The 20352-nt window shown below is 63.9% G+C and carries 16 protein-coding genes; 3 read left to right on the top strand and 13 right to left on the bottom strand.

Annotated elements, in window-relative coordinates; genetic code table 11:
• The first annotated feature begins 9 nt into the window (after positions 1 to 9).
• Positions 10 to 831 (top strand): anti-sigma factor, encoded by an 822-nt coding sequence (locus PSV26_RS17255; protein ID WP_300572380.1) that lies wholly within the window; start codon positions 10 to 12, stop codon positions 829 to 831.
• A 7-nt stretch (positions 832 to 838) separates the two neighbouring features.
• Here PSV26_RS17255 and PSV26_RS17250 read toward each other — a convergent pair whose 3' ends face one another.
• The 12 genes from PSV26_RS17250 to PSV26_RS17195 all read right to left on the bottom strand — a co-directional run bounded on the left by PSV26_RS17250 (position 839) and on the right by PSV26_RS17195 (position 17443).
• Positions 839 to 1975: an enoyl-CoA hydratase/isomerase family protein gene (locus PSV26_RS17250; RefSeq protein ID WP_300572378.1), complete on the bottom strand. Its 1137-nt coding sequence runs from the start codon at positions 1973 to 1975 to the stop codon at positions 839 to 841.
• A complete protein-coding gene (locus PSV26_RS17245) occupies positions 1972 to 2856 on the bottom strand; it encodes a DMT family transporter (protein ID WP_300520495.1) in 885 nt (294 codons plus the stop codon). Before PSV26_RS17245 ends, PSV26_RS17250 begins: the two co-directional genes overlap by 4 nt.
• Positions 2857 to 3065: 209 nt before the next feature.
• The gene (typA, locus tag PSV26_RS17240) at positions 3066 to 4889 is read right to left on the bottom strand and encodes a translational GTPase TypA (RefSeq protein WP_300520492.1); all 1824 of its coding nucleotides are present in this window, start codon (positions 4887 to 4889) and stop codon (positions 3066 to 3068) included.
• Between the two features lie 35 nt (positions 4890 to 4924).
• On the bottom strand, positions 4925 to 5941 hold the full coding sequence (truB, locus tag PSV26_RS17235; protein ID WP_300572377.1) for a tRNA pseudouridine(55) synthase TruB: 1017 nt from the start codon (positions 5939 to 5941) through the stop codon (positions 4925 to 4927).
• Between the two features lie 89 nt (positions 5942 to 6030).
• Complete coding sequence (gene rbfA / locus PSV26_RS17230; RefSeq protein ID WP_300572375.1) at positions 6031 to 6399, bottom strand: 30S ribosome-binding factor RbfA; 369 nt, start codon at positions 6397 to 6399, stop codon at positions 6031 to 6033.
• A gap of 59 nt (positions 6400 to 6458) precedes the next feature.
• Complete coding sequence (infB, locus tag PSV26_RS17225; RefSeq protein WP_300572373.1) at positions 6459 to 9356, bottom strand: translation initiation factor IF-2; 2898 nt, start codon at positions 9354 to 9356, stop codon at positions 6459 to 6461.
• Positions 9357 to 9383: 27 nt separating this feature from the next.
• Entirely contained in the window at positions 9384 to 10904 is a 1521-nt protein-coding gene (gene nusA, locus PSV26_RS17220; protein ID WP_300520482.1) for a transcription termination factor NusA, read from the bottom strand.
• A gap of 19 nt (positions 10905 to 10923) precedes the next feature.
• Positions 10924 to 11499 (bottom strand): ribosome maturation factor RimP, encoded by a 576-nt coding sequence (rimP, locus tag PSV26_RS17215; protein WP_300562994.1) that lies wholly within the window; start codon positions 11497 to 11499, stop codon positions 10924 to 10926.
• Between the two features lie 246 nt (positions 11500 to 11745).
• A complete protein-coding gene (locus PSV26_RS17210) occupies positions 11746 to 13458 on the bottom strand; it encodes a dipeptide ABC transporter ATP-binding protein (RefSeq protein WP_300572372.1) in 1713 nt (570 codons plus the stop codon).
• Complete coding sequence (locus tag PSV26_RS17205) at positions 13455 to 14594, bottom strand: ABC transporter permease (protein ID WP_300572370.1); 1140 nt, start codon at positions 14592 to 14594, stop codon at positions 13455 to 13457. The genes PSV26_RS17210 and PSV26_RS17205 overlap by 4 nt, the downstream gene beginning before the upstream one ends.
• Positions 14578 to 15612, bottom strand: a complete 1035-nt coding sequence (gene yejB, locus PSV26_RS17200; RefSeq protein WP_300572368.1) for a microcin C ABC transporter permease YejB — start codon at positions 15610 to 15612, stop codon at positions 14578 to 14580. Before yejB ends, PSV26_RS17205 begins: the two co-directional genes overlap by 17 nt.
• Before the next feature lie 46 nt (positions 15613 to 15658).
• Positions 15659 to 17443: an extracellular solute-binding protein gene (locus PSV26_RS17195; RefSeq protein ID WP_300572707.1), complete on the bottom strand. Its 1785-nt coding sequence runs from the start codon at positions 17441 to 17443 to the stop codon at positions 15659 to 15661.
• Positions 17444 to 17563: 120 nt separating this feature from the next.
• Between PSV26_RS17195 and fabI the strand changes: the two genes are divergently transcribed.
• Positions 17564 to 18370 carry an enoyl-ACP reductase FabI gene (fabI, locus tag PSV26_RS17190; protein ID WP_300572366.1) on the top strand — a complete coding sequence of 269 codons (807 nt, stop codon included), beginning with the start codon at positions 17564 to 17566 and terminating at the stop codon, positions 18368 to 18370.
• Between the two features lie 109 nt (positions 18371 to 18479).
• Here fabI and PSV26_RS17185 read toward each other — a convergent pair whose 3' ends face one another.
• Positions 18480 to 19217 (bottom strand): GNAT family N-acetyltransferase, encoded by a 738-nt coding sequence (locus tag PSV26_RS17185; RefSeq protein ID WP_300572364.1) that lies wholly within the window; start codon positions 19215 to 19217, stop codon positions 18480 to 18482.
• 184 nt (positions 19218 to 19401) lie between these two features.
• On the opposite strand from PSV26_RS17185, the gene PSV26_RS17180 reads away from it, so the two are divergent.
• Complete coding sequence (locus PSV26_RS17180; RefSeq protein ID WP_300572363.1) at positions 19402 to 20334, top strand: DNA ligase; 933 nt, start codon at positions 19402 to 19404, stop codon at positions 20332 to 20334.
• The last annotated feature ends 18 nt before the right edge of the window (positions 20335 to 20352 follow it).

The following is a 20352-nucleotide window of genomic DNA, read 5'->3' as shown; positions in this document are numbered from 1 at the left end:
GCCCACACCATGGACGCTTCAAGAACACCTCCCCTGACCCACGACGAGCTCAATGCGCTGGTCGATGGACAACTGACGGCCGGACAGCGCGCGACCGCCATGGCACGCGTCGCGGAAGATCCCGTGGCTGGCGAGACCTTGGAGGCCTGGCAGGACCAGCGCGAAACACTGCGCGGCCTGCACCAGAAGCTGCTGGACGAATCCATCCCTGAAACCTTGCTGGCGACCGTGCAGCGCAGCGCGCGTGAGCGGCAGGCGCTGGACCCCTGGTGGCGCTGGGGTGGCATGGCCGCCGGCGTGTTGCTGGCCTTTGCCGTCGGCTGGACGGCGCACGGGCAGCTCGGCGGCAAGGCCTTTTATGCCGCAGGCCATGCAGCACGCGCCAGCCAGGCTTTTGCGCAGCAGGCCACGCTGGCCCATGCGGTGTTTGCGCCGGAAGTGCGACATCCGGTGGAAGTCGGCGCGGCCCAGCAGGAGCACCTGGTGCAATGGCTCTCCAAACGCCTGGGCAAGCCGCTCAAGCTGCCGCTGCTGTCCAGTCAGGGCTATGAACTGGTGGGCGGCCGGCTGCTGCCCGGGGATGGCGGCGCCCGCGCGCAGTTCATGTTCCAGAACGCTGCGGGCGTGCGCGTGACCCTGTACCTGGGGGCGCTTGAGGGCAGCCCTGCGGCAGGCAAGCCGGCGAACGCAGAAACCGCTTTCAGTTACAGCAGCGACGGCCCGGTGCCGGCGTTTTACTGGACCGACCAGGGCTTTGGATATGCCATGAGCGGCCCGGTCGCGCGCGAGGAACTGATGCGGCTGGCCGAGCTGGTCTACCAGCAGCTTTAGCGCCGCTTCACTGGAGGTCGCGAAGGGGATGCGCGTCGGCCGCCCAGGGACTGGCGAAAAACGCCTGCACCATCTGCGGCTTGACGTCTTCAATGCGGGCCGGGTTCCACTTCGGCGTGTAGTCCTTGTCGACGGCCAGTGCGCGTATGCCCTCGACCGTTTCGCCGGCCGCGCCTGGGCGGAGGTGGAAGCAGTGGTGCACCATGTCGCGCTCCATGCGCAGATCGTCCGCCAGGCTCATGCTGCGGGCGCGGCGGATCTGCTCCAGGGTCACATGCAGCATCAGCGGTGAGCGTTTGCGCAGCACGACAGCGGTCTTTTGCGCCCAGTCGTCGTCCTTCGCGGCTTCCAGGGCATCGACGATGTGTTTCACCCGGGCCAGCGAAAAACAAGCATCAAATCTGCCCTCAGCCCTTTCACGACGGGCGCCACCAGCTACAAAATTAGTAGCAATCCATAACTCGGCCGCGGAAACATCGGAAAAGGCCTGATCCCCCAGCTGCTGCCACAGACCCGGCAGGCTGGCAGCGGGCCGCTCGATGTCGGCCAGGCCGTAGGCGAGCGCCTCGTCCGCACCAATCACCACCCCGGTCAACGCTAGGTACTCCCCCACACTGCCCGGGCAGCGGCTCAGGAAGTAGCCACCGCCGACATCGGGAAACAACCCGATGTTGGTTTCCGGCATGGCCATCCTGGTGTGTTCGGTCACGATGCGGACGCTGGCACCGACACTGATTCCCATGCCACCGCCCATCACCACACCGTCCATGAAGGCAATGTAGGGTTTGGGATAGTTGTGGATCAGGTGGTTGAGGCGGTATTCCTCGGTGAAAAACGCGTCCAGGCCCGTGTCGCCGGCGAGCGCGGCCTGGTGAAAAAAGCGGATGTCGCCGCCGGCGCAAAATCCGCCGAACAGGCTCTCCGGCGTGCCGGGACGCCCCGCCTTGTTGGTCCCGCGAATGGCCACGGCCACCACGGCCGCGTCATCGCGCCATGCCGTCAGCGTTGCCGCCAGCTCGCGCACCATGGACAGCGACAGCGCATTGAGCGCCTTGGGCCGGTTCAGCGTGATGAAGCCGACCCGCCCGCGCACCTCGGTCAGGATCTCGCTGTGGGCCGGTGTGTGTGTTGTTGTCTGGTTCATGCTCTTTGTCTCCATCCCATCAATTCATTGGCCACCAGCGCCCCGATAACCAGCAGGCCACCGGTCAGCACACTGGCCGCCGGCACCTCGCCCGCGCCGGCCCAGGCCAGCAGAATGCCGAAAATGATCTCCAGCAGCGCCAGCAAGGCCATCTCGGGCGCCTTCAGCACCCGGGCACAGACCACCGACAGCACGCAGGGGATCGCCAGCTGGACCAGGCCCAGCAGGGCCAGCAGGCCGATGTCGTGCGGCGTCGCCACAAACGGAAACGCCAGCGGCAGCGTGAGCAGCGAAGAAATCGCGGCGCCCACCAGCACGGCCGGCACCAGGTCGATTCTTTCGCCATGCGCCTGGCTGCGCTGCACCACCGTCCAGTTCACGGCCGCGGCCATGGGCACCAGCAAGGCCACCAGCGTGCCGGCGAACTGCGCGATACCGCCGCCCAAGCTGAGCTGGCTGCCGTACATCCAGGCAATGCCCACGCCGGCCACGGCAATCGCGAACCAGGTGCGGGGCGCGATCCGGTGGCCGATGAACACCCGGGCGATCAGCGCGGTCAGGAAAGGCCCGAGCGCCATGGTGACCAGCACATTGGCCACACTGGTCATGGTCAGCGCCAGCATGAAGGCAGTGAACATGATGCTCCAGCAGACCCCCGACAGCCACAGGAAGCGGCCCGCATGGCGGATTCTGGAGAACACCGCGCGTCCCTGGAACAGCGGCAGCAGGACCAGCAAGGACAGCAGCGTGAAAAAACTGCGCCAGAAGGTCACTTCAAAACTGCGGGCCGATTCAAGATGGCGCGTCACCACCCCGGCGATCGACCACATCAGCGTGATGGCGATCATCAGGAGGACGGCTCTGGAATGCGTGAGTTTCATGATTGCAAGAGTTTCGGACGGACATCCCTGTACAAAGTAAAAAGGCCGCTGGGAGCGAAGCGCACAGCGGCCGTGTTCAGGCGCTCAACCCTGTCGCCGCCCTCCCCGACTTCATGCCCGCCGGGGCCGCGGGACTGGCTTTGCCAGCCCGCAGGCGCAGCGCCCCCCCGGGGGGCAGAGAGCTACAGGAAATGAGCGAACGTGGGGGCTCAACGCCCTGCGCGCTTGCGATCGCTTTCCTTGAGATAACGCTTGCGCAGGCGGACCGACTTGGGCGTGATCTCGACCAGCTCGTCGTCCTCGATGAACTCGACGCCGTATTCCAGCGTCAATTCGATAGGCGGCGTGATCTTGATCGCGTCTTCCTTGCCGGACACGCGGAAGTTGGTCAGCTGCTTGGTACGCGTCGCGTTGACCACCAGGTCGTTGTCACGGCTGTGAATGCCAACGATCATGCCTTCGTACACCGGATCGTTGGCCTTGACGAACATGCGGCCGCGGTCGTCCAGCTTGCCCAGGGCGTAGGTGAAAATTTCACCGTCGTCCATGGAAATCAGCACGCCGTTCTTGCGGCCACCGATCTCACCCTTGTGCGGCTCGTAGCTGTCGAAGATGTTGGAAATCAGTCCGGAACCGCGCGTCAGGTTCAGGAATTCGTTGGTGAAACCGATCAGGCCACGCGCCGGAATGCGGTACTCGAGGCGCACGCGGCCACGGCCGTCGGATTCCATGTTGACGAGGTCGCCCTTGCGCTCGCCCAGGGCCTGCATGACGCCGCCCTGGTGGGTTTCCTCGATGTCGGCCGTCACCAGCTCGATCGGCTCGTGGCGCACGCCATCAATGTCCCTGTAGACCACGCGGGGTTTGGACACGGCCAGCTCGAAGCCTTCGCGGCGCATGTTTTCCAGCAGGATGGTCAGGTGCAACTCGCCGCGGCCCATGACCTCAAAAATACCTTCTTCGTCGGTTTCCTTGACGCGCAGGGCCACGTTGTGCTGCAGCTCTTTCTGCAGGCGGTCCCAGATCTGGCGGCTGGTGACGAACTTGCCTTCACGGCCGGCCAGCGGGCTGGTGTTGACGCAGAAGTTCATGGTCAGTGTCGGCTCATCGACCTTGAGCATGGGCAGCGGCGCCGGGTTGACCGGGTCGGTGATGGTCACGCCGATACCGATATCGGTCAGGCCGTTGATAAGAACGATTTCGCCGGGGCCGGCTTCTTCGGTCTGCACACGTTCCAGGCCCTGGAAGGTCAGCACCTGGTTGATTCGCCCCTTGACGGCCTTGCCGTCCGGGCCTTCCATCACCACCACATCCATCATGGGCCTGATCGTGCCCTGGCTGATGCGACCGACACCGATGCGGCCCACAAAGGTCGAAAAGTCGAGCGCGGAAATCTGCAGTTGCAGCGGCGCTGCCGGATCACCTTCCTGGTGCGGCACATGCTTGAGCACGGTGTTGAACAGGGCCGACATGTCGGGGCCCCACTGCTCACCGGGCGCCCCCTCTTCCATCGACGACCAGCCGTTGATGCCGGAGGCATACACCACGGGGAAATCGAGCTGTTCGTCGGTAGCACCGAGCTTGTCGAACAGGTCGAAAGCGGCGTTGACCACATAGTCCGGGCGCGCTCCGGGCTTGTCCACCTTGTTGACCACCAGGATGGGCTTGAGGCCCAGCGCCAGCGCCTTCTTGGTCACGAAGCGCGTCTGCGGCATCGGGCCTTCCTGCGCGTCGATCAGCAGCACCACGCCGTCCACCATGGACAGGGCGCGCTCGACTTCACCGCCGAAGTCGGCGTGGCCGGGGGTATCGACGATGTTGATGTGGGTACCTTCCCAGGTCACGGCGCAGTTCTTGGCCAGGATGGTGATGCCACGCTCTTTTTCGATGGCGTTGTTGTCCATCACGGTGTCGACCACTTTTTCGTGTTCGGCAAAGGTGCCTGACTGACGCAGCAGCTGGTCGACCATGGTGGTCTTGCCGTGGTCAACGTGGGCGATGATGGCGATGTTTCGGATTTGCTTGTGGCTCATGGTTCGCTTTCTAAAAACTTCAATTCGGTGGCTGGTTAATGGGCCAGTGCGGCAGGCGCCGCAGGGCTGGAAGAGGGGGACGGGCAGGCAATCAGCATGTCCTGGATTTCAATCGGGCTGAGCAGGCGCCCGGGGATCAATTCATCGGCGGTGACATGGGCCGAGCCCAGGAAAGCCGCAGGATCAGACCCGAAGACCTGCACCAGCGCGGCGTCAGGCCCCCACTGGCCCGGGCTGCCGCGGCGACGCAGGCCGCTCAGGAAGCGCCCTGCATCATCGGCGTCCAATGTGACAGACGGAAAAGCGGCCACCAGCGACTGCACCGGCAGCAAACAGGCCTCACGTTCGGCCTCGCTCATGGCTTCGAGCACAGGCAGACTCACGCACTGGCGGTCGGTGTAACCGCCGGTCTCCAGCCGCCGCAGCGAGCCCAGGTGGGCGCCGCAGCCGATGGCCTCGCCGATGTCCTCGCCGAGCGTGCGGATGTAGGTACCCTTGCTGCACGACACTATGATTTTGATAGCTGCTTGCGCCCGTGGATCAAGGGCCGGAGCCATATTCAGCTTGTAAATGGTGATGTGACGGGCTTCCCGCTCCACGTCCTGGCCCTTGCGCGCATATTCGTACAGCGCCTTGCCATCCTTCTTCAGGGCCGAATACATGGGCGGGACCTGGGTTTGCGACCCGGTGAAACGACGCGTCAACTCGTCCAGCAGCGCCAAAGTGATGGCCGGAACCGGGCGCGTTTCAATCACCTCGCCTTCGGCATCGGCGGTACTGGTTTTCTGGCCCAGCAGCAGCACGGCTTCGTAGGTCTTGTCGGCGTCGAGCTGCAACTGGCTGAACTTGGTGGCCGCGCCGAAACACAGGGGCAACACGCCGGTCGCCAGCGGGTCCAGCGTGCCGGTATGACCGGCCTTGTCCGCACGCAGCAGCCACTTCGCTTTCTGCAAGGCCTGATTGCTCGACAGGCCCAGCGGCTTGTCGAGCAACAACACGCCATGCACGGGACGGCGCTGTATCTTTTGGCGATGAGGAGAAGTTTGCGTCATAAATTCCGACAGGCTCGACGCGCGGGCAAGCCCGGCGTTTCGTTGGCACCGTTGTCCCTGAACCTGTCATCAAGGGAAACGGCGCGAACTCAATCGTCCTGGGAGCGGGAGGAAACCGCCTTGGCAATCAGGGCGTTCATGTCGGCCGCACGTTCGGTCGTGCGGTCAAACTGGAAATGCAGGGTCGGCACCGTGTGGATCATCAGCTTCTTGAACAGGCCGTTGCGCAGAAAACCAGCGGCCTGGTTCAGTGCTGTTTCGCATTCTTTCGGGTCACCGATCAGCACGCTGAAAAACACCTTGGCATGCGCGTAGTCGGGCGTCACCTCGACGGCCTGGATGGTCACCATCCCGACCCGCGGGTCTTTGAGTTCGCGCGCGATCAGCTCCGTCAGATCGCGCTGGATCTGGTCGGCGACGCGAAAACCGCGATTCGGGGTGGATGATTTTTTACGCATGGGTGAGTAGGCCTGCCGGTCGGCGGGCTGCCCTTTCGGGACAGCCTGCCTTGCGGCGATCAGGCCTCCAGTGTCCTGGCCACTTCACGGATTTCGAAGAACTCCAGCATGTCGCCCACCTGGATGTCGTTGTAGCCCTTGACGTTCAAGCCGCATTCGAAGCCTTCCTTGACTTCCTTCGCGTCGTCCTTGAAACGTTTGAGCGAGTCGAGTTCACCGGTGAAGATGACGATGTTTTCGCGCAGCAGGCGCAGGCGCGCGCTGCGGCGAACCACACCGGCGGTGACCATACAGCCGGCAATCGAGCCGATCTTGCTGACCTTGAACACCTGGCGAATCTCGGCCGTACCGATGACTTCTTCCTTCTTGTCCGGCGTCAGCATGCCCGACATGGCAGCGCGCAACTCGTCCACAGCGTCATAAATGATGTTGTAGTAACGAAGGTCCACACCGTTGTTTTCGGCCAGCTTGCGGGCCTGGGCATCGGCGCGGGTGTTGAACCCGATCACCACGGCCTTGGAGGCGATCGCCAGATTGACGTCGGACTCGGAAATGCCGCCGACACCGGAGTAGACCAGCTGCACCTTGACCTCGTCGGTCGAGAGCTTGAGCAGCGACTGCGCCAGCGCTTCCTGCGAACCCTGTACATCGGCCTTGATGATGATCGGAAGCATCTTGACCTCGCCGGCGCCGATGTCGGAGAACATGTTCTCCAGCTTGGCCGCCTGCTGCTTGGCCAGCTTGGTGTTGCGGAACTTGCCGGCACGGTAGGTGGCAATTTCACGGGCACGACGTTCGTCGAGCATGACCATGAATTCGTCACCGGCCTGCGGCACTTCCGTCAGACCCTGGATTTCCACCGGAATCGATGGGCCCGCCGTCTTGATCGGCTTGCCGTTTTCGTCCAGCATGGCGCGCACGCGGCCAAAGGTCGAACCGGCCAGCACCACGTCGCCGGCCTTGAGCGTGCCGGACTGCACCAGCACGGTCGCCACCGGGCCACGGCCCTTGTCAAGGCGGGCTTCGATCACCAGGCCCTTGGCCAGCGCATCCACCGGCGCCTTCAGTTCCAGCACCTCGGCCTGCAGCAGCACCTGCTCGAGCAGGGCATCGATGCCGGCGCCGGTATGGGCCGACACGCCGACAAAAGGCACGTCGCCGCCGAACTCTTCAGGAATCACTTCTTCGGTGACCAGCTCGCCCTTGACACGCTCCATGTTGATACCGGGCTTGTCAATCTTGTTGATCGCCACGACGATAGGCACCCCGGCCGCTTTCGCATGCTTGATGGCTTCCCTGGTCTGCGGCATGACGCCGTCGTCGGCCGCCACCACCAGGATCACAATGTCGGTGGCCTGGGCGCCACGGGCACGCATGGCGGTAAACGCTTCGTGGCCCGGCGTGTCCAGGAAGGACACCATGCCGCGCGGGGTTTCCACGTGGTAGGCACCGATGTGCTGGGTGATGCCACCGGCTTCGCCGGAGGCCACTTTGGCCGTACGGATGTAGTCGAGCAGCGAGGTTTTGCCGTGGTCGACGTGACCCATGACGGTCACAACCGGCGCGCGCGGCAGCAACTCGGCCTGCTGGCCCTGGACGTCCTCGTCGGCAAAAGCTTCCGGATCGTCCAGCGAAGCCGTGACTGCCTTGTGGCCCATCTCTTCCACGACGATCATCGCGGTGTCCTGGTCCAGCGGCTGGTTGATGGTGACCATCTGGCCCAGCTTCATCAGGTGCTTGATGACCTCGGACGACTTCACGCTCATCTTGTGGGCCAGCTCGGCCACCGTGATGGTCTCCGGCACATGCACCTCGATGACCTTGAACTCGGTCGGCGCCACAAAGCTGGACTCGGAACGCGAATCGCGGTCCGAACTGCGACGGCCGCGCGGGCCGCCACGGAAATTGCCACGACCCGGCACGACGGGCGCACCACGGGTCTTGATCTCGCCTTTTTTCTTGGCGGCGTCGTCTTTCCAGGTCGAAGACAGGTTCTCCGACTTGACTTCCTTCTTGCCCGCGGCACCCGCCACCGCACCCGGCGCAGCCGGCTTCGCAGCGCCCGGGACGACGGCAGGCTTGTGCAGCGTGCCCTTGATGACGGCCTTGGGGTCGACGTGCGGCACCAGAACACGCTTGGGTGCGTTCATCATGGCGCGAATGCCGGCGGCCTCTGCCTCGGCTTTCTTGCGGCGGTCCTGCAGGTCCTGCGCCTTCACGGCGTCGGCCTGGAACTCGGCGGTGGCCTTGGCCTTGGCGGCTGCCTGGGCGGCACTGGCGTCGGCGGCTTTCGAAGCCGCCAGCGCCACGGCAGCGCTGTCCGGCTCAGCAGGCGCTTGCGCAGCCGCAGCCTTGGCTGGAATGATCTTGCCGATGGTGGGTTTTTCCAGCTTCCTGGCAGCCTCGGCGACTTGCGCAGCAGCCAGCGCGCTTTGCTCGGCGGCCTGGCGCTCATTTTCAATGGCCTGGTCCCTGGCGTCCTGCTCTTCACGCAGGCGGCGTTTTTCGGTCAGTTCTTCTTCCTGCCGACGCAGCAGTTCGGCGTGGCGGCTGGCCTCTTCCTCGCGGCGAACCAGTTCGGCATTGTCAATCACCGGCACTTCAGGTGCGGCAGCCGGCACGGCCACTTCTTCGACAGGCTGCTCCGACCCTTCATCGCGCTTGATGAAGGTGCGTTTTTTGCGCACCTCGACCTGGATGGTCCGCGCGCGGCCGGTGGCATCGGCCTGCTTGATTTCGGTGGTCGATTTCTTGACCAGCGTGATTTTCTTGCGCTCGGCACTGGCGGTGCCGTGGGCCGCCTGCAGATAGCTCAGCAGCTTCTGCTTGTCGGCCTCTGACAGGGGATCCGAGGCCTGCGCCTTGGCAACACCGGCACTGGTCAATTGCTCGATCAGGGTGGCGGTGGGTTTATTCAGTTCAGCTGCGAATTCAGCGACGGTAGTGGTACTGGACATATGTTTTTTTCCTGCTGGCCTCCATGATCATTGCTCTTGGGCCGTTGCCGGCGCGGCGGGCTCTGCAGCCTCATCGGCAAACCAGTGCGCGCGTGCGGTCATGATCAGGGCTTTGGCTTCGTCCGCAGACTGGCCGGTGATATCGGTTAATTCATCGACGGCCAGATCGGCCAGGTCGTCACGGGTGCTCACGCCCGCATCGGTCAATTTGGCAATCAGTTCCGGCGTCAGGCCTTCGACATCGCGAAGGTTCTGCGAAACGCCCTCAACATCTTCTTCCCTGGCGATTTCCATCGTCAGCAAGGCGTCCTTGGCGCGCGTGCGCAGTTCGTTGACCGTGTCCTCGTCGAAGGACTCGATCTCCAGCATTTCCTGGAGCGGCACATAGGCGACTTCTTCCAGGCTGGTGAAGCCTTCGGAGATCAGGATGTCGGCGATTTCCTCGTCCACATCGAGTTTTTCCATGAAAAGCTTGCGGCTGGTGTCGGTCTCGGTCGCCTGCTTCTCGGCAGACTCGTCGGCCGTCATGATGTTGATCTTCCAGCCGGTCAGTTCTGCGGCAAGGCGCACGTTCTGCCCGCCACGGCCGATCGAGATGGCGAGGTTTTCCTCGTCCACCACGACATCCATGGCGTGACGCTCTTCGTCCACCACGATGGACGACACGTTGGCCGGGGCCAGCGCACCAATCACGAACTGGGCCGGATCCTCGCTCCACAGCACGATGTCGACACGTTCGCCGGCGAGTTCGTTGGTCACGCCGTTGACACGGGTGCCGCGCACGCCGACACAGGTGCCGATCGGATCGACGCGTTTGTCGTGCGACAGCACGGCAATCTTGGCGCGCGAACCAGGGTCGCGGGCGCAGGATTTGATCTCCAGCAGGCCCTGCTCGATCTCGGGCACTTCCTGGCGGAACAGCTCGATCATGAACTCGGGCGCGGTGCGCGACAGGATGATGGGTGCACCACGCAGGGTGTTGTCAACTTCCATGATCATGGCGCGAACGCGGTCACCGGAGCGCAGGTTTTCCTTCGGAATCATGTCGCTGCGGCGCAGTCGGCCCTCAACACGGCCGGATTCGACAATGATGTCGCCCTTGTCCATGCGCTTGACGGTGCCGACAAAAATTTTCTCGCCGCGTGACATGAAGTCGTTGAGCAGCATCTCGCGCTCGGCGTCACGGATTTTCTGCAGGATGACCTGTTTGGCCGCTTGTGCGCCAATGCGGCCGATCGGCAGGCTTTCGACCGGCTTTTCGATGTAGTCGCCTTCTTCGATGTCCGCGATCTCGTCGCGCGCATCGCTGACCAGCTCTTCGGCTTCGGGGTTTTGCAGACCGGCTTCGTCAGGCACCACCAGCCAGCGACGGAAGGTTTCGTAGTTGCCGCTATCACGGTCCACCACCACGCGGATGTCTACACCGTCTGCGTACACCTTTTTGGTGGCCGAGGCGAGCGCAAGCTCGACCGCGCCAAAGACGACGTCACGTTCAACATTTTTCTCACGCGATATGGCATCAACCAACATCAACAGTTCGCGATTCATTTCACAAGCCTGCCTTTCTTTATATCTCTGTGGCGGGTGCGCTTTTCGGCCGGCGCCCCTTGAAGTCGACAACGGGCGCCAGACGCGCCTGCACTATTTCATCCAGCGTGAAACCCAGCGCCTGCAGCGGTGCGGGAATCCTCTTCTTGCTTATCTTTTGCCCGGGTTTGACGGCGGGCTCTTCGCTCCACACAATCTGCCACCCGGAAGCCGCACGCTCGAGCGTGCCGCGGAATTTTTTACGGCTGGCCGACACGCCGGACCCGGCCGCGGCCGCCGCCCCGATGGGCGCCTTCAGCGTGAGGTCGATCAACTCGCCTGCAAACCGCTCGAAATCCTTTTCGCTGCGCAAGGGGCGGTCTATGCCCGGCGAGCTCACTTCGAGGCGGGAATACGCGGCCCCTTCCACTTCCAGCACAAACTGCAGCTGGCGCGTGACTTTTTCGCAGTCTTCCGCATTGATGAACTGTTCGGCACCCTGGACATAAGGCTGGTCAATCGTCACGCGCAGCAAACCACCGGCGGTGCGCTCGATGTCCACCAGCTCGTAACCCAGTCCTGTGACTGTTTGCTCAATCGTCTCGTGTAATGCCATTCAGTTCTAAAAAAGCAGCTTCGTAAAAGTCAGGGTTGCAAAAACAAACGCCCAAAAAAAATGGGCGGTGAAAACCCGCCCATTTGGTCGTGAAGCGCATATTGTAACCTGCTGCTGACGCCTGTGCAAGCAGTTTACATGCCGGAATTCACTGCCGCTCGCGCAGGCCGGGCCGGTGCGGTATCCGCAAATTCCGGGGAAAGCGGCGAAATCAGAAAATAATGGCCTGAATTGACAGAGTTCGCGTCAGCCTTGTGCCGCCACCAGGGTCTGGGTGTAAGGATGCTGCGGCCGCTCCAGCACCTCGTCCACGCTGCCGGCTTCCAGCACCTCGCCGTCCTTGAGCACCATGACCTGGTGCGCCATGGCCCGGATCACGTCCACGTCGTGGGTGATCAACAGGTAGCTCAGGCCATGCTCGCGCTGGAGTTTTTGCAGCAGCTGAAGCACCTGTTTCTGGATCGTCACGTCCAGGGCGCTGGTCGGTTCGTCCAGCACCAGCAATTGGGGCTGGATGATCAGGGCCCGGGCAATCGCCAGGCGCTGGCGCTGGCCCCCGGAAAACTCGTGCGGATAACGCTGTAACAACCCCGGAAACTGCGTCTCGCCCATGCCCACCTCCGCCAGCGCCTGCAGCACCCGCTCACGCCGCTGGCCGGCGGACAGCCCCGGCTCGTGCACGCGCAGGCCTTCCCCGACAATTTCCTCGACCGTCATGCGCGGCGAGAGCGAGGAAAACGGGTCCTGGAACACCACCTGCACCGCGCGGCGGATACGTTTGTTGGCGGCCGCATCGCCGCTCCAGGCCTGGCCCGCCGCCAGCAGCTGCCCCTGGTGCGGATGCAGGCCCAGCGCGGCCAGGGCCAGCGTGGATTTGCCCGACCCGGACTCCCCGATCACCCCCAGGGTCTGGCCGGCGGGGACCTGGAAACTGGCGCCATGGAGTGCCACAAACTCGCCCTTGCGAAACCAGCCGCGCACCCCGGGAATCGGCAGCGGGTACGTCACCCGCAGGTCCCGGGCCTGCAGCACCGCGGCGGCGGCCGGGTCAACCCGGCGCTCCACCACATCGCGTGCCGGCCGGCTGTCGATCAGTTTGCGGGTGTAGGCATGCTGCGGCTGCTCGAACACCTGCGCCACCGGCCCGGTCTCCACAATGCGCCCGTCCTCCATCACGGCAATGCGGTCGGCAAAGCGCCGAACCAGGTTCAGGTCGTGGGTGATCAGGAGCACCGCCATGCCGTTGCGCTGCTGCAGCCCGGTCAGCAGGTCCAGGATCTGCGTGCGCAGCGTGACATCCAGCGCCGTGGTCGGCTCGTCGGCCAGCAACAATTTGGGCTGACAGGCCAGCGCCATGGCAATCATGGCGCGCTGGCGCTGGCCGCCCGAGAGCTGGTGCGGGTAGGAGCCCGCACGCCGGGCGGCCTCGGGGATGCCGGTATCCGCTAGCAATTTAATAGCTGCCTGCGCAGATTCGGCGGGCGTCAGGGCCTTTTTCAGCTGCAGGACTTCGGCAATCTGCTCACCCACGGTGAACAGCGGGTTCAGGGCCGTCATCGGCTCCTGGAAAATCATCGCGATGTCCTGGCCGCGGATACCGCGCAAGGCCCGCTCGGGCAGGGACAGCAGGTCGACAGCCCCGTCATGTCCGGCGAAGGTCGCCTTGCCGCTGATGGCAGCGTTCTGCACGAGGCGCAGCAGGCTCAGTGCGGTGACGGTTTTTCCGGAGCCCGACTCCCCGACCAGCGCGAGTTTTTCACCGGGCTGGATGGAAAAGTCGATGCCGCGCACAACCTCCTTGCCGGCGAAGGACACGCGCAGATTCTTGACCTCAAGAAGACAGGACACCTCCGTGCCGGGCGTGGGGGCCGTCGAACGCGGCGAAGGGCCGCCCCGAGCAAGTTCAGCCCCCTCGGGGGGCAGCGACGACACGTCAGTGCGGAGCGTGGGGGCCGTCATTTGTCCGCTTTCCGTGGGTCCAGCGCATCCCGCAGCGCATCCCCCATGAAGGTCAGCAGCAGCAAAGTCATCACCAGCACCGCGAAGGTCGACAGGGAGATCCACCAGGCGTCGATGTTGGCCTTGCCCTGGGACAGCAACTCTCCCAGCGAGGGCGTGCCGGGCGGCACACCCAGGCCCAGAAAATCGAGCGAGGTCAGCGCCAGAATCGCCGCGCTCATGCGAAAAGGCAGAAAGGTGACCACCGGCGTCAGGCTGTTGGGCAGGATGTGGCGCCACATGATCTGCAGGTTGCCGACACCCAGCGCGCGCGCAGCGCGCACGTAATCCATCTGCCGGTTGCGCAAAAACTCGGCGCGCACATAGTCGGACAGGCCCATCCAGCCGAACAGGCTCAGCAGCAGCAGCAGCACAGCCACGCTGGGCGCAAAAATTGCGCTGAAAATGATCAAGAGGTAGAGCTCGGGCATGGAACCCCAGATTTCAATGAAACGCTGGAAGGCCAGGTCGGTCTTGCCGCCCACATAACCCTGCACCGCCCCGGTGATGATGCCGACCACCACACCGATCAGCGTCAGCGCCAGCCCGAACAGCACACTGAGGCGGAAGCCGTAGATCAGCTGGGCCAGCAGGTCGCGTCCGCGGTCGTCGGTACCAAACAGGTTGTCGCGCGACGGCGCCGACGGGTTCGGCTCCTTCGCAAAATAGTTGATGGTGCGCGGGCCGTAGGGATTGAGCGGATAAACCGACCAATTGTCCCCTTCCCTGAGTTTGGCGCGGACAAAGGGATCGAGGTAATCGGTCGGTGTGTCGAAATCCCCGCCAAAGGTTTTCTCCGAATAGTCCCGGACCAGCGGAAAGTAGAACGCACCCTCGTAACGCACCAGCAACGGCCGGTCGTTGGACAACACCTCGGCAAACAGGCTCAGCACCACCAGCACGCAGAAAATCACCAGGCTGCGGTAGCCCAGCTTGTTGCGCCGGAAACGCTGCCAGGCCCGCCCAGAAGGAGACCTGGACACGGGCTTGTCTGTTTCAGGGCCGCCGTGGATCGGGCTTTGCCCGTCCACAGGCTGCGCCCCCCTGGGGGGGAGGCGGCCTTCGGCCGCTTCGGGGGGGCTAATCAAATTTGACACGGGGATCAACCCAGACATAACAAAGGTCCGAGACCAGCTTGGTCAGCAGGCCAATCAAGGTGAACAGGTACAGCGTGCCCAGCACCACCGGGTAGTCGCGCCGGATCACGCTTTCATAACTGAGCAGGCCCAGGCCGTCGAGCGAAAAGAGGGTTTCGATCAGCAGCGAACCGGTGAAAAAAGCGCCGATGAAGGCCGACGGAAAACCCGTGATGATGGGGATCAGCGCATTGCGAAACACGTGTTTCCAGAGCACCTGGCGCTCGGACAGGCCTTTGGCGCGCGCCGTCAGCACATACTGCTTGCGAATTTCTTCCAGAAATGAGTTTTTGGTCAGCACCGCCGTGACCGCAAAACTCCCCAGCACCATGGCCGTGACCGGCAAGGTGATGTGCCACAGGTAGTCCGTGATGCGGGCGCCCCAGCTGAGGGTCTCCCAGTTCGACGAAGTCAGCCCGCGCAAGGGAAACCACTGCAGTTGCCCTCCAAAAATCACGAGCAGCGCCACGCCCAGCACAAAGCCGGGAATGGCGTAACCGATCAGCACGATCAGCGTGGTGACAAAGTCAAAACGGGAGCCGGCGCGCACCGCCTTGGCCACACCGAGCGGCACGGCGATCAGGTAGCTGATGAAAAAGGTCCACAGCCCCAGGCTGATGGACACCGGCAGCTTTTCCTTGACCAGTTGCCAGACGTCCTTGTGCTGGTAAAAACTTTTCCCGAGATCAAACCGCGCGAACTGCCCCAGCATCTGGAAAAAGCGCTGGTGCACGGGTTTGTCAAAGCCATACAGCGCCCGGATTTCCTCGATGCGCTGCGCGTCCAGGCCCTGGCGGCCACGGTAGCCGGAGCCGGTGGCCGCCGCCCGCTCGCCACCGGAATCGCGCCCCTGCAGCTGCGCCACCATCTGCTCGACCGGGCCGCCGGGCACAAACTGCACCATGGCAAAGGTCAGCAGCAGCACCCCCAGCAGGGTGGGAATCATCAGCAGCAGGCGCTTGAGGATGTAGCTGGCCATGGTTATGCAGGGGGCAGCAAATGCATGAAGTGAAAAGCGTGGGAGGTCATTTATTCGCGCTCGAAGCCCACCACGTGCTCATGGCCCAGGTGTCCGCCTGGTAGTACGGTGGAATTGTCGCCGGCAACACAAACGGCGCAGGCCGGTAACCGATCAGGAAGGCGTCGCCGTAGTACTGCGGCACCGAGTAAAAGCCGTGCGTCAGCACCCGGTCCAGCGCACGCATGGCGGCGCCCAGCTCGGGGCGGGTTCTGGCGGTCACCACCTTTTGCAGCAAGGCATCAACCGCCGGGTCGGCAATGCCCCAGACATTGGACGAGCCGGGCGTCTTTGCCGCTTCAGAGCCAAAACGCTCCAGCAACTCGCTGCCCGGTGCGGTCGAGCCCGGCAGCCGCAAGGTCGTGATCTCGAAATCGAAGGCGTCCATCTTCTGCTTGGACAGGGAAAAATCGACCACCCGGTAAGTCATGGTGATGCCCAGCTTTTCCAGCGCTTTCTGGAAAGGCCCGACGATGCGCACCAGTGAAGGCTGGTCGTTGAGGAACTCCATCGTGAAGGCCTCACCTTTGGCATTGCGCAGCGCGCCATCGCGGTAAGTCCAGCCGGCTTCGCGCAGCAGCGCCTGGGCCTGACGCAGGTTCTGCCGCAGGCTGCCCGGTGGCGTGGTGGCGGGCGCCACCGGCACCGTGCCAAACACTGCAGGTGTGAGCCTGGCGCGCAGCGGCTCCAGCAGCGCCAGTTCGTCGGGCTTGGGCAGCCCAGCGGCATGAAACTCGCTGTTCGGAAAATAGCCGTTGACACGTTTGTAGATGCCGTAGAACAGCTGGCGATTCATCCACTCGAAATCCATGGCCAGCCCGATGGCTTGGCGCACGCGTACATCCTGGAATTTTTCCTTGCGCAGGTTGAACACATAGCCCTGGAAGTCGCCGGGGTTGCGGTTCTCGAAAGCCCGCTTGATAAGTTCGCCCGAGCTGAACTGCTTGCCGGTGTACTGGCGCGCCCAGTTGCGCGAGATGAACTCGCGCATGAAGTCGTATTCGCCGGCTTTCAGGCCCTCAAAACGCGAGGTTTCGTCAAGGTAGATCTTGAAGGTGATGCGGTCGAAGTTGAACTGCCCCTTGCGGCTGGGCAGCTCGGCGCCCCAGTAGGCCGGGTCGCGGACATAGGTGATGTCGCGCCCCATGGCCAGGCTGGCGGGCTTGTAGGGGCCGGAGCCTATGGGCAGGTCGGACACGATGCGGTCAAACGGTTTGCCGCCGCCCCAGGCGCGGCTGAACACCGGCATGCCGCCCACGACCAGCGGCAACTCGGGGTTGGGCACTGCGAAATCGAAACGCACCACCCGTTCGGCGAGCACCTTCACCGCCTTGACCTCGGCGTAGATGCTGCGGTATTGCGGCGCGGCCAGCTTGCCGGTCAACTGCGTGAACGAATGCAGCACATCAGCGGCCAGCACCGGCGAGCCGTCCTGAAAGCGCGCCTTGGGATGCAGGCGGAAGGTGGCCGACAGCCGGTCCGGCGCCACCTCGACGTCGTCGGCCAGCAGCCCGTAGGCGGTGGTCGGCTCCTCGGCGTTGCCGGTCAGCAGGCTCTCGATCATCAGCGTGCCGATGCCGTAGGGCGCGGTGCCGCGCAGCGTGAAGGGGTTGAACTTGTCGAAGTTGGTGGGCCGGGTCGGCGGCACCATGCGGATCTCGCCGCCCTTGGGCGCGGCGGGGTTGACGTAGTCGAAGTGGGTGAAGCCCGGCGGGTACTTGATGTCGCCGAACTGCGCATAGGCGTGGGCAGCCCAGGACGCCGGCGCCAGGCAGACCAGAACGGCCGTCATCAAGGCCCGCAAAAACGACAAATCCCGCATGCGACAATTCTGCACTACTTAGGTTGGCAAAGAGCGCCATGCACGCAGCGCGCCCTTTGCCCGTTTCCTCGCACACACTGGAGCACAAGCATGGGCACACCCACGGGATTTCTCACCGGCAAAAAACTCTTGATCACGGGCGTCCTGTCCAACCGGTCCATCGCTTACGGCATTGCCAAGGCCTGCCATGCCCAGGGGGCCGAGCTAGCCTTCAGCTATGTGGGCGAGCGTTTCAAGGACCGCATCACCGAATTTGCCGCCGACTTCGATTCCAAGCTGATTTTTGACTGCGATGTGGGCGACGACGCGCAGATTGCGGCCCTGTTTGCGGACCTGGCCAGGACCTGGCCGACCTTTGACGGCTTTGTGCACAGCATCGGTTTCGCGCCGCGCGAGGCGATCGCCGGGGACTTCCTTGAAGGCCTGACCCGCGAGGGCTTCAAGATTGCGCATGACATCAGCGCCTACAGTTTTCCGGCGATGGCCAAGGCTGCCCTGCCCCACCTCAACCCCAAGTCGGCACTGCTCACGCTGACTTACCTGGGCGCCCAGCGCACCATTCCCAACTACAACACCATGGGGCTGGCCAAGGCCAGCCTGGAAGCCAGCGTGCGTTACCTCGCCGAATCGCTGGGCCCCAAGGGCATGCGCGTCAACGGCATCAGCGCCGGCCCGATCAAGACACTGGCGGCCAGCGGCATCAAGGACTTCGGCAAGCTGCTCGGCATGGTGGCCGCCGCCTCGCCGCTGCGGCGCAACGTCACCATCGAGGATGTGGGCAACGTGGCTGCCTTCCTGCTTTCGGACCTGGCTTCGGGCGTCACAGCCGAAATCACCTATGTGGATGGCGGCTTCAGCCACACGGCCGGCATCGGCCGCGACGCCGAGGCGAGCTGAACCGGCTCAGGGTCTCATCCCGGGTTTGAAGCCAAATATGGCTTCAGCCCTTGATGCACGGGCGACAACAGCTATTAAAATGTGAGCATAGCCGTGCTGAACCGGCTGCTCAGGCGCGGCGCCAGTACACATAAGACCAAGCGGTGTCAAAACCCGCGCGCTGATACAGCGCCTGCGCAGTGGTGTTGCCGGCTTCCACCTGCAGGACCCGCACCATACCCCGCGCCAGCGCAGCGTCGGCCAGCCCGGCCAGCACCTGGCGGGCCAGTCCGCGTCCGCGATGGCCTGCGACGGTGCGCATGCCGTGCACGCTGACCCAGCCATGGCTAAAAGCCGCCACCCCGCCGGCGAGAACTTCGCCGCCCTCACGTACGCTGGCATACACCGAGCCCTGCGCCCGGCCCAGTGCCCTGACCCGGCAGGCGCCGTCCACCGGATCAAAACCCTCGCCCAGGAAAAGCGCCGTCCAGGCCGCATCCGGCGCAGCATGGACCTCGGCGCTCGCCTGCGAAGACACTTCGCGCATGCGCGCCACCGTGCCCAGCTGCACCAGTGTGGGTTTGTCGGCGCTGTAGCCGCCCCGGCGCAGTTCATGGCGCAAACCGTCAAAACAGACGTCGGTGGCCAGGCGAAACACCGCCGGAAGACCTCGCGCCGCGTAATAGGCCTCGATGCGGCCCAGCACGCCCGGGTCAGCCTCCGTGTGCTGCAGCGGCACGGCACTTCTGGCGCGGCCTATGGTTCCGTGATCGACAGGCAACAGCCAGCCTTCCCGCTGCTCCACGGTGTCGGGGGCCACGGCAGCCAGGGTGGCCTGTTCTATGGAAGCAACATCTTTGGCGTTCATGAATGAAGTTTGTACCGGTTCAGACTTGCAGCAGGCCCGTCCCAGACCGCACAATCGTCAGCCGCAGGCCGCGGAAAACGGGAAAAACGGCCAGAACGGGAAAACGCAATACTACTGTTTTGATAGCTGCCTGCGCCCTCCCCTCGGGCGCTCTCGGCATGAATCATGCAATAAATCCAGCAACATGACGGCACCTCCACTCACGCTCACTCTCACCCGCGCGCGCGGCGCTTTCCTTCGCATCTGCGCGCTGCCCTGGCTGCTGGCGTTGACCGCCCTGCTGGCGCCTGCCCTTCCCGCGGCGGCGGCAGGCAACAGCCCGTCGCTGATGCTGGCCAATGTCTACCACCCCGGCATCGCGCTGCAGGACTACTGGGTCAGTGAAAAACTAGACGGGGTACGCGGTTACTGGGACGGCGAAAAGTTGCTGACACGCGGCGGCGAACGCATCGCCGCCCCGGCCTGGTTCACCGCGGGTTGGCCCAGGCAGCCCCTGGACGGCGAGTTGTGGGCTGGCCGCGGCCAATTCTCCAGGGCGGTCTCCACCGTGCGCCAGCAAACCCCTGACGATGCCGCATGGCGCGCCCTGCGCTTCATGGTGTTTGATCTGCCGACGCAGCCCGGAACCTTCACCGAGCGGATTCCGGCCCTGAACGGGGTGGTCAGCCGCATCGACCAACCCTGGGTCCAGGCGGTGGCGCAGTCTCGGGTGGCCAGCCATGGCGAACTCCAGCGCCTGTTGGCCAGGACTGTCAGGCTGGGCGGCGAAGGCCTGATGCTGCACCGCGGCGCCTCGCTCTACAAGGCCGCGCGCACCGACGACCTGCTCAAGGTCAAGACGCATGAGGACGCGGAAGCCCGTGTGCTGGCTCACCTGCCGGGCCAGGGTAAATATGCCGCCGCGCTGGGCGCCTTGCTGGTCGAGACGGTGCGGGAGGACGGCGTGCCGGGCACACGCTTCAAGCTGGGCACCGGCTTCAGCGACGAACAGCGGCGCCACCCGCCGCCCGTGGGAAGCGTTGTGACCTACAGGTTTCGCGGCTTGAATGACAGCGGCATTCCCCGCTTTGCGAGCTTCCTGCGGGTTCGGGAAGACATGGCGCCGGCTCGGCCCTGAGCTTCCCCCGCCGGCTGC

The sequence above is a fragment of the Polaromonas sp. genome, assembly GCF_029945685.1.
GTDB lineage: Bacteria > Pseudomonadota > Gammaproteobacteria > Burkholderiales > Burkholderiaceae_C > Polaromonas.
This window is presented reverse-complemented; position numbering and strand designations above follow the sequence as displayed.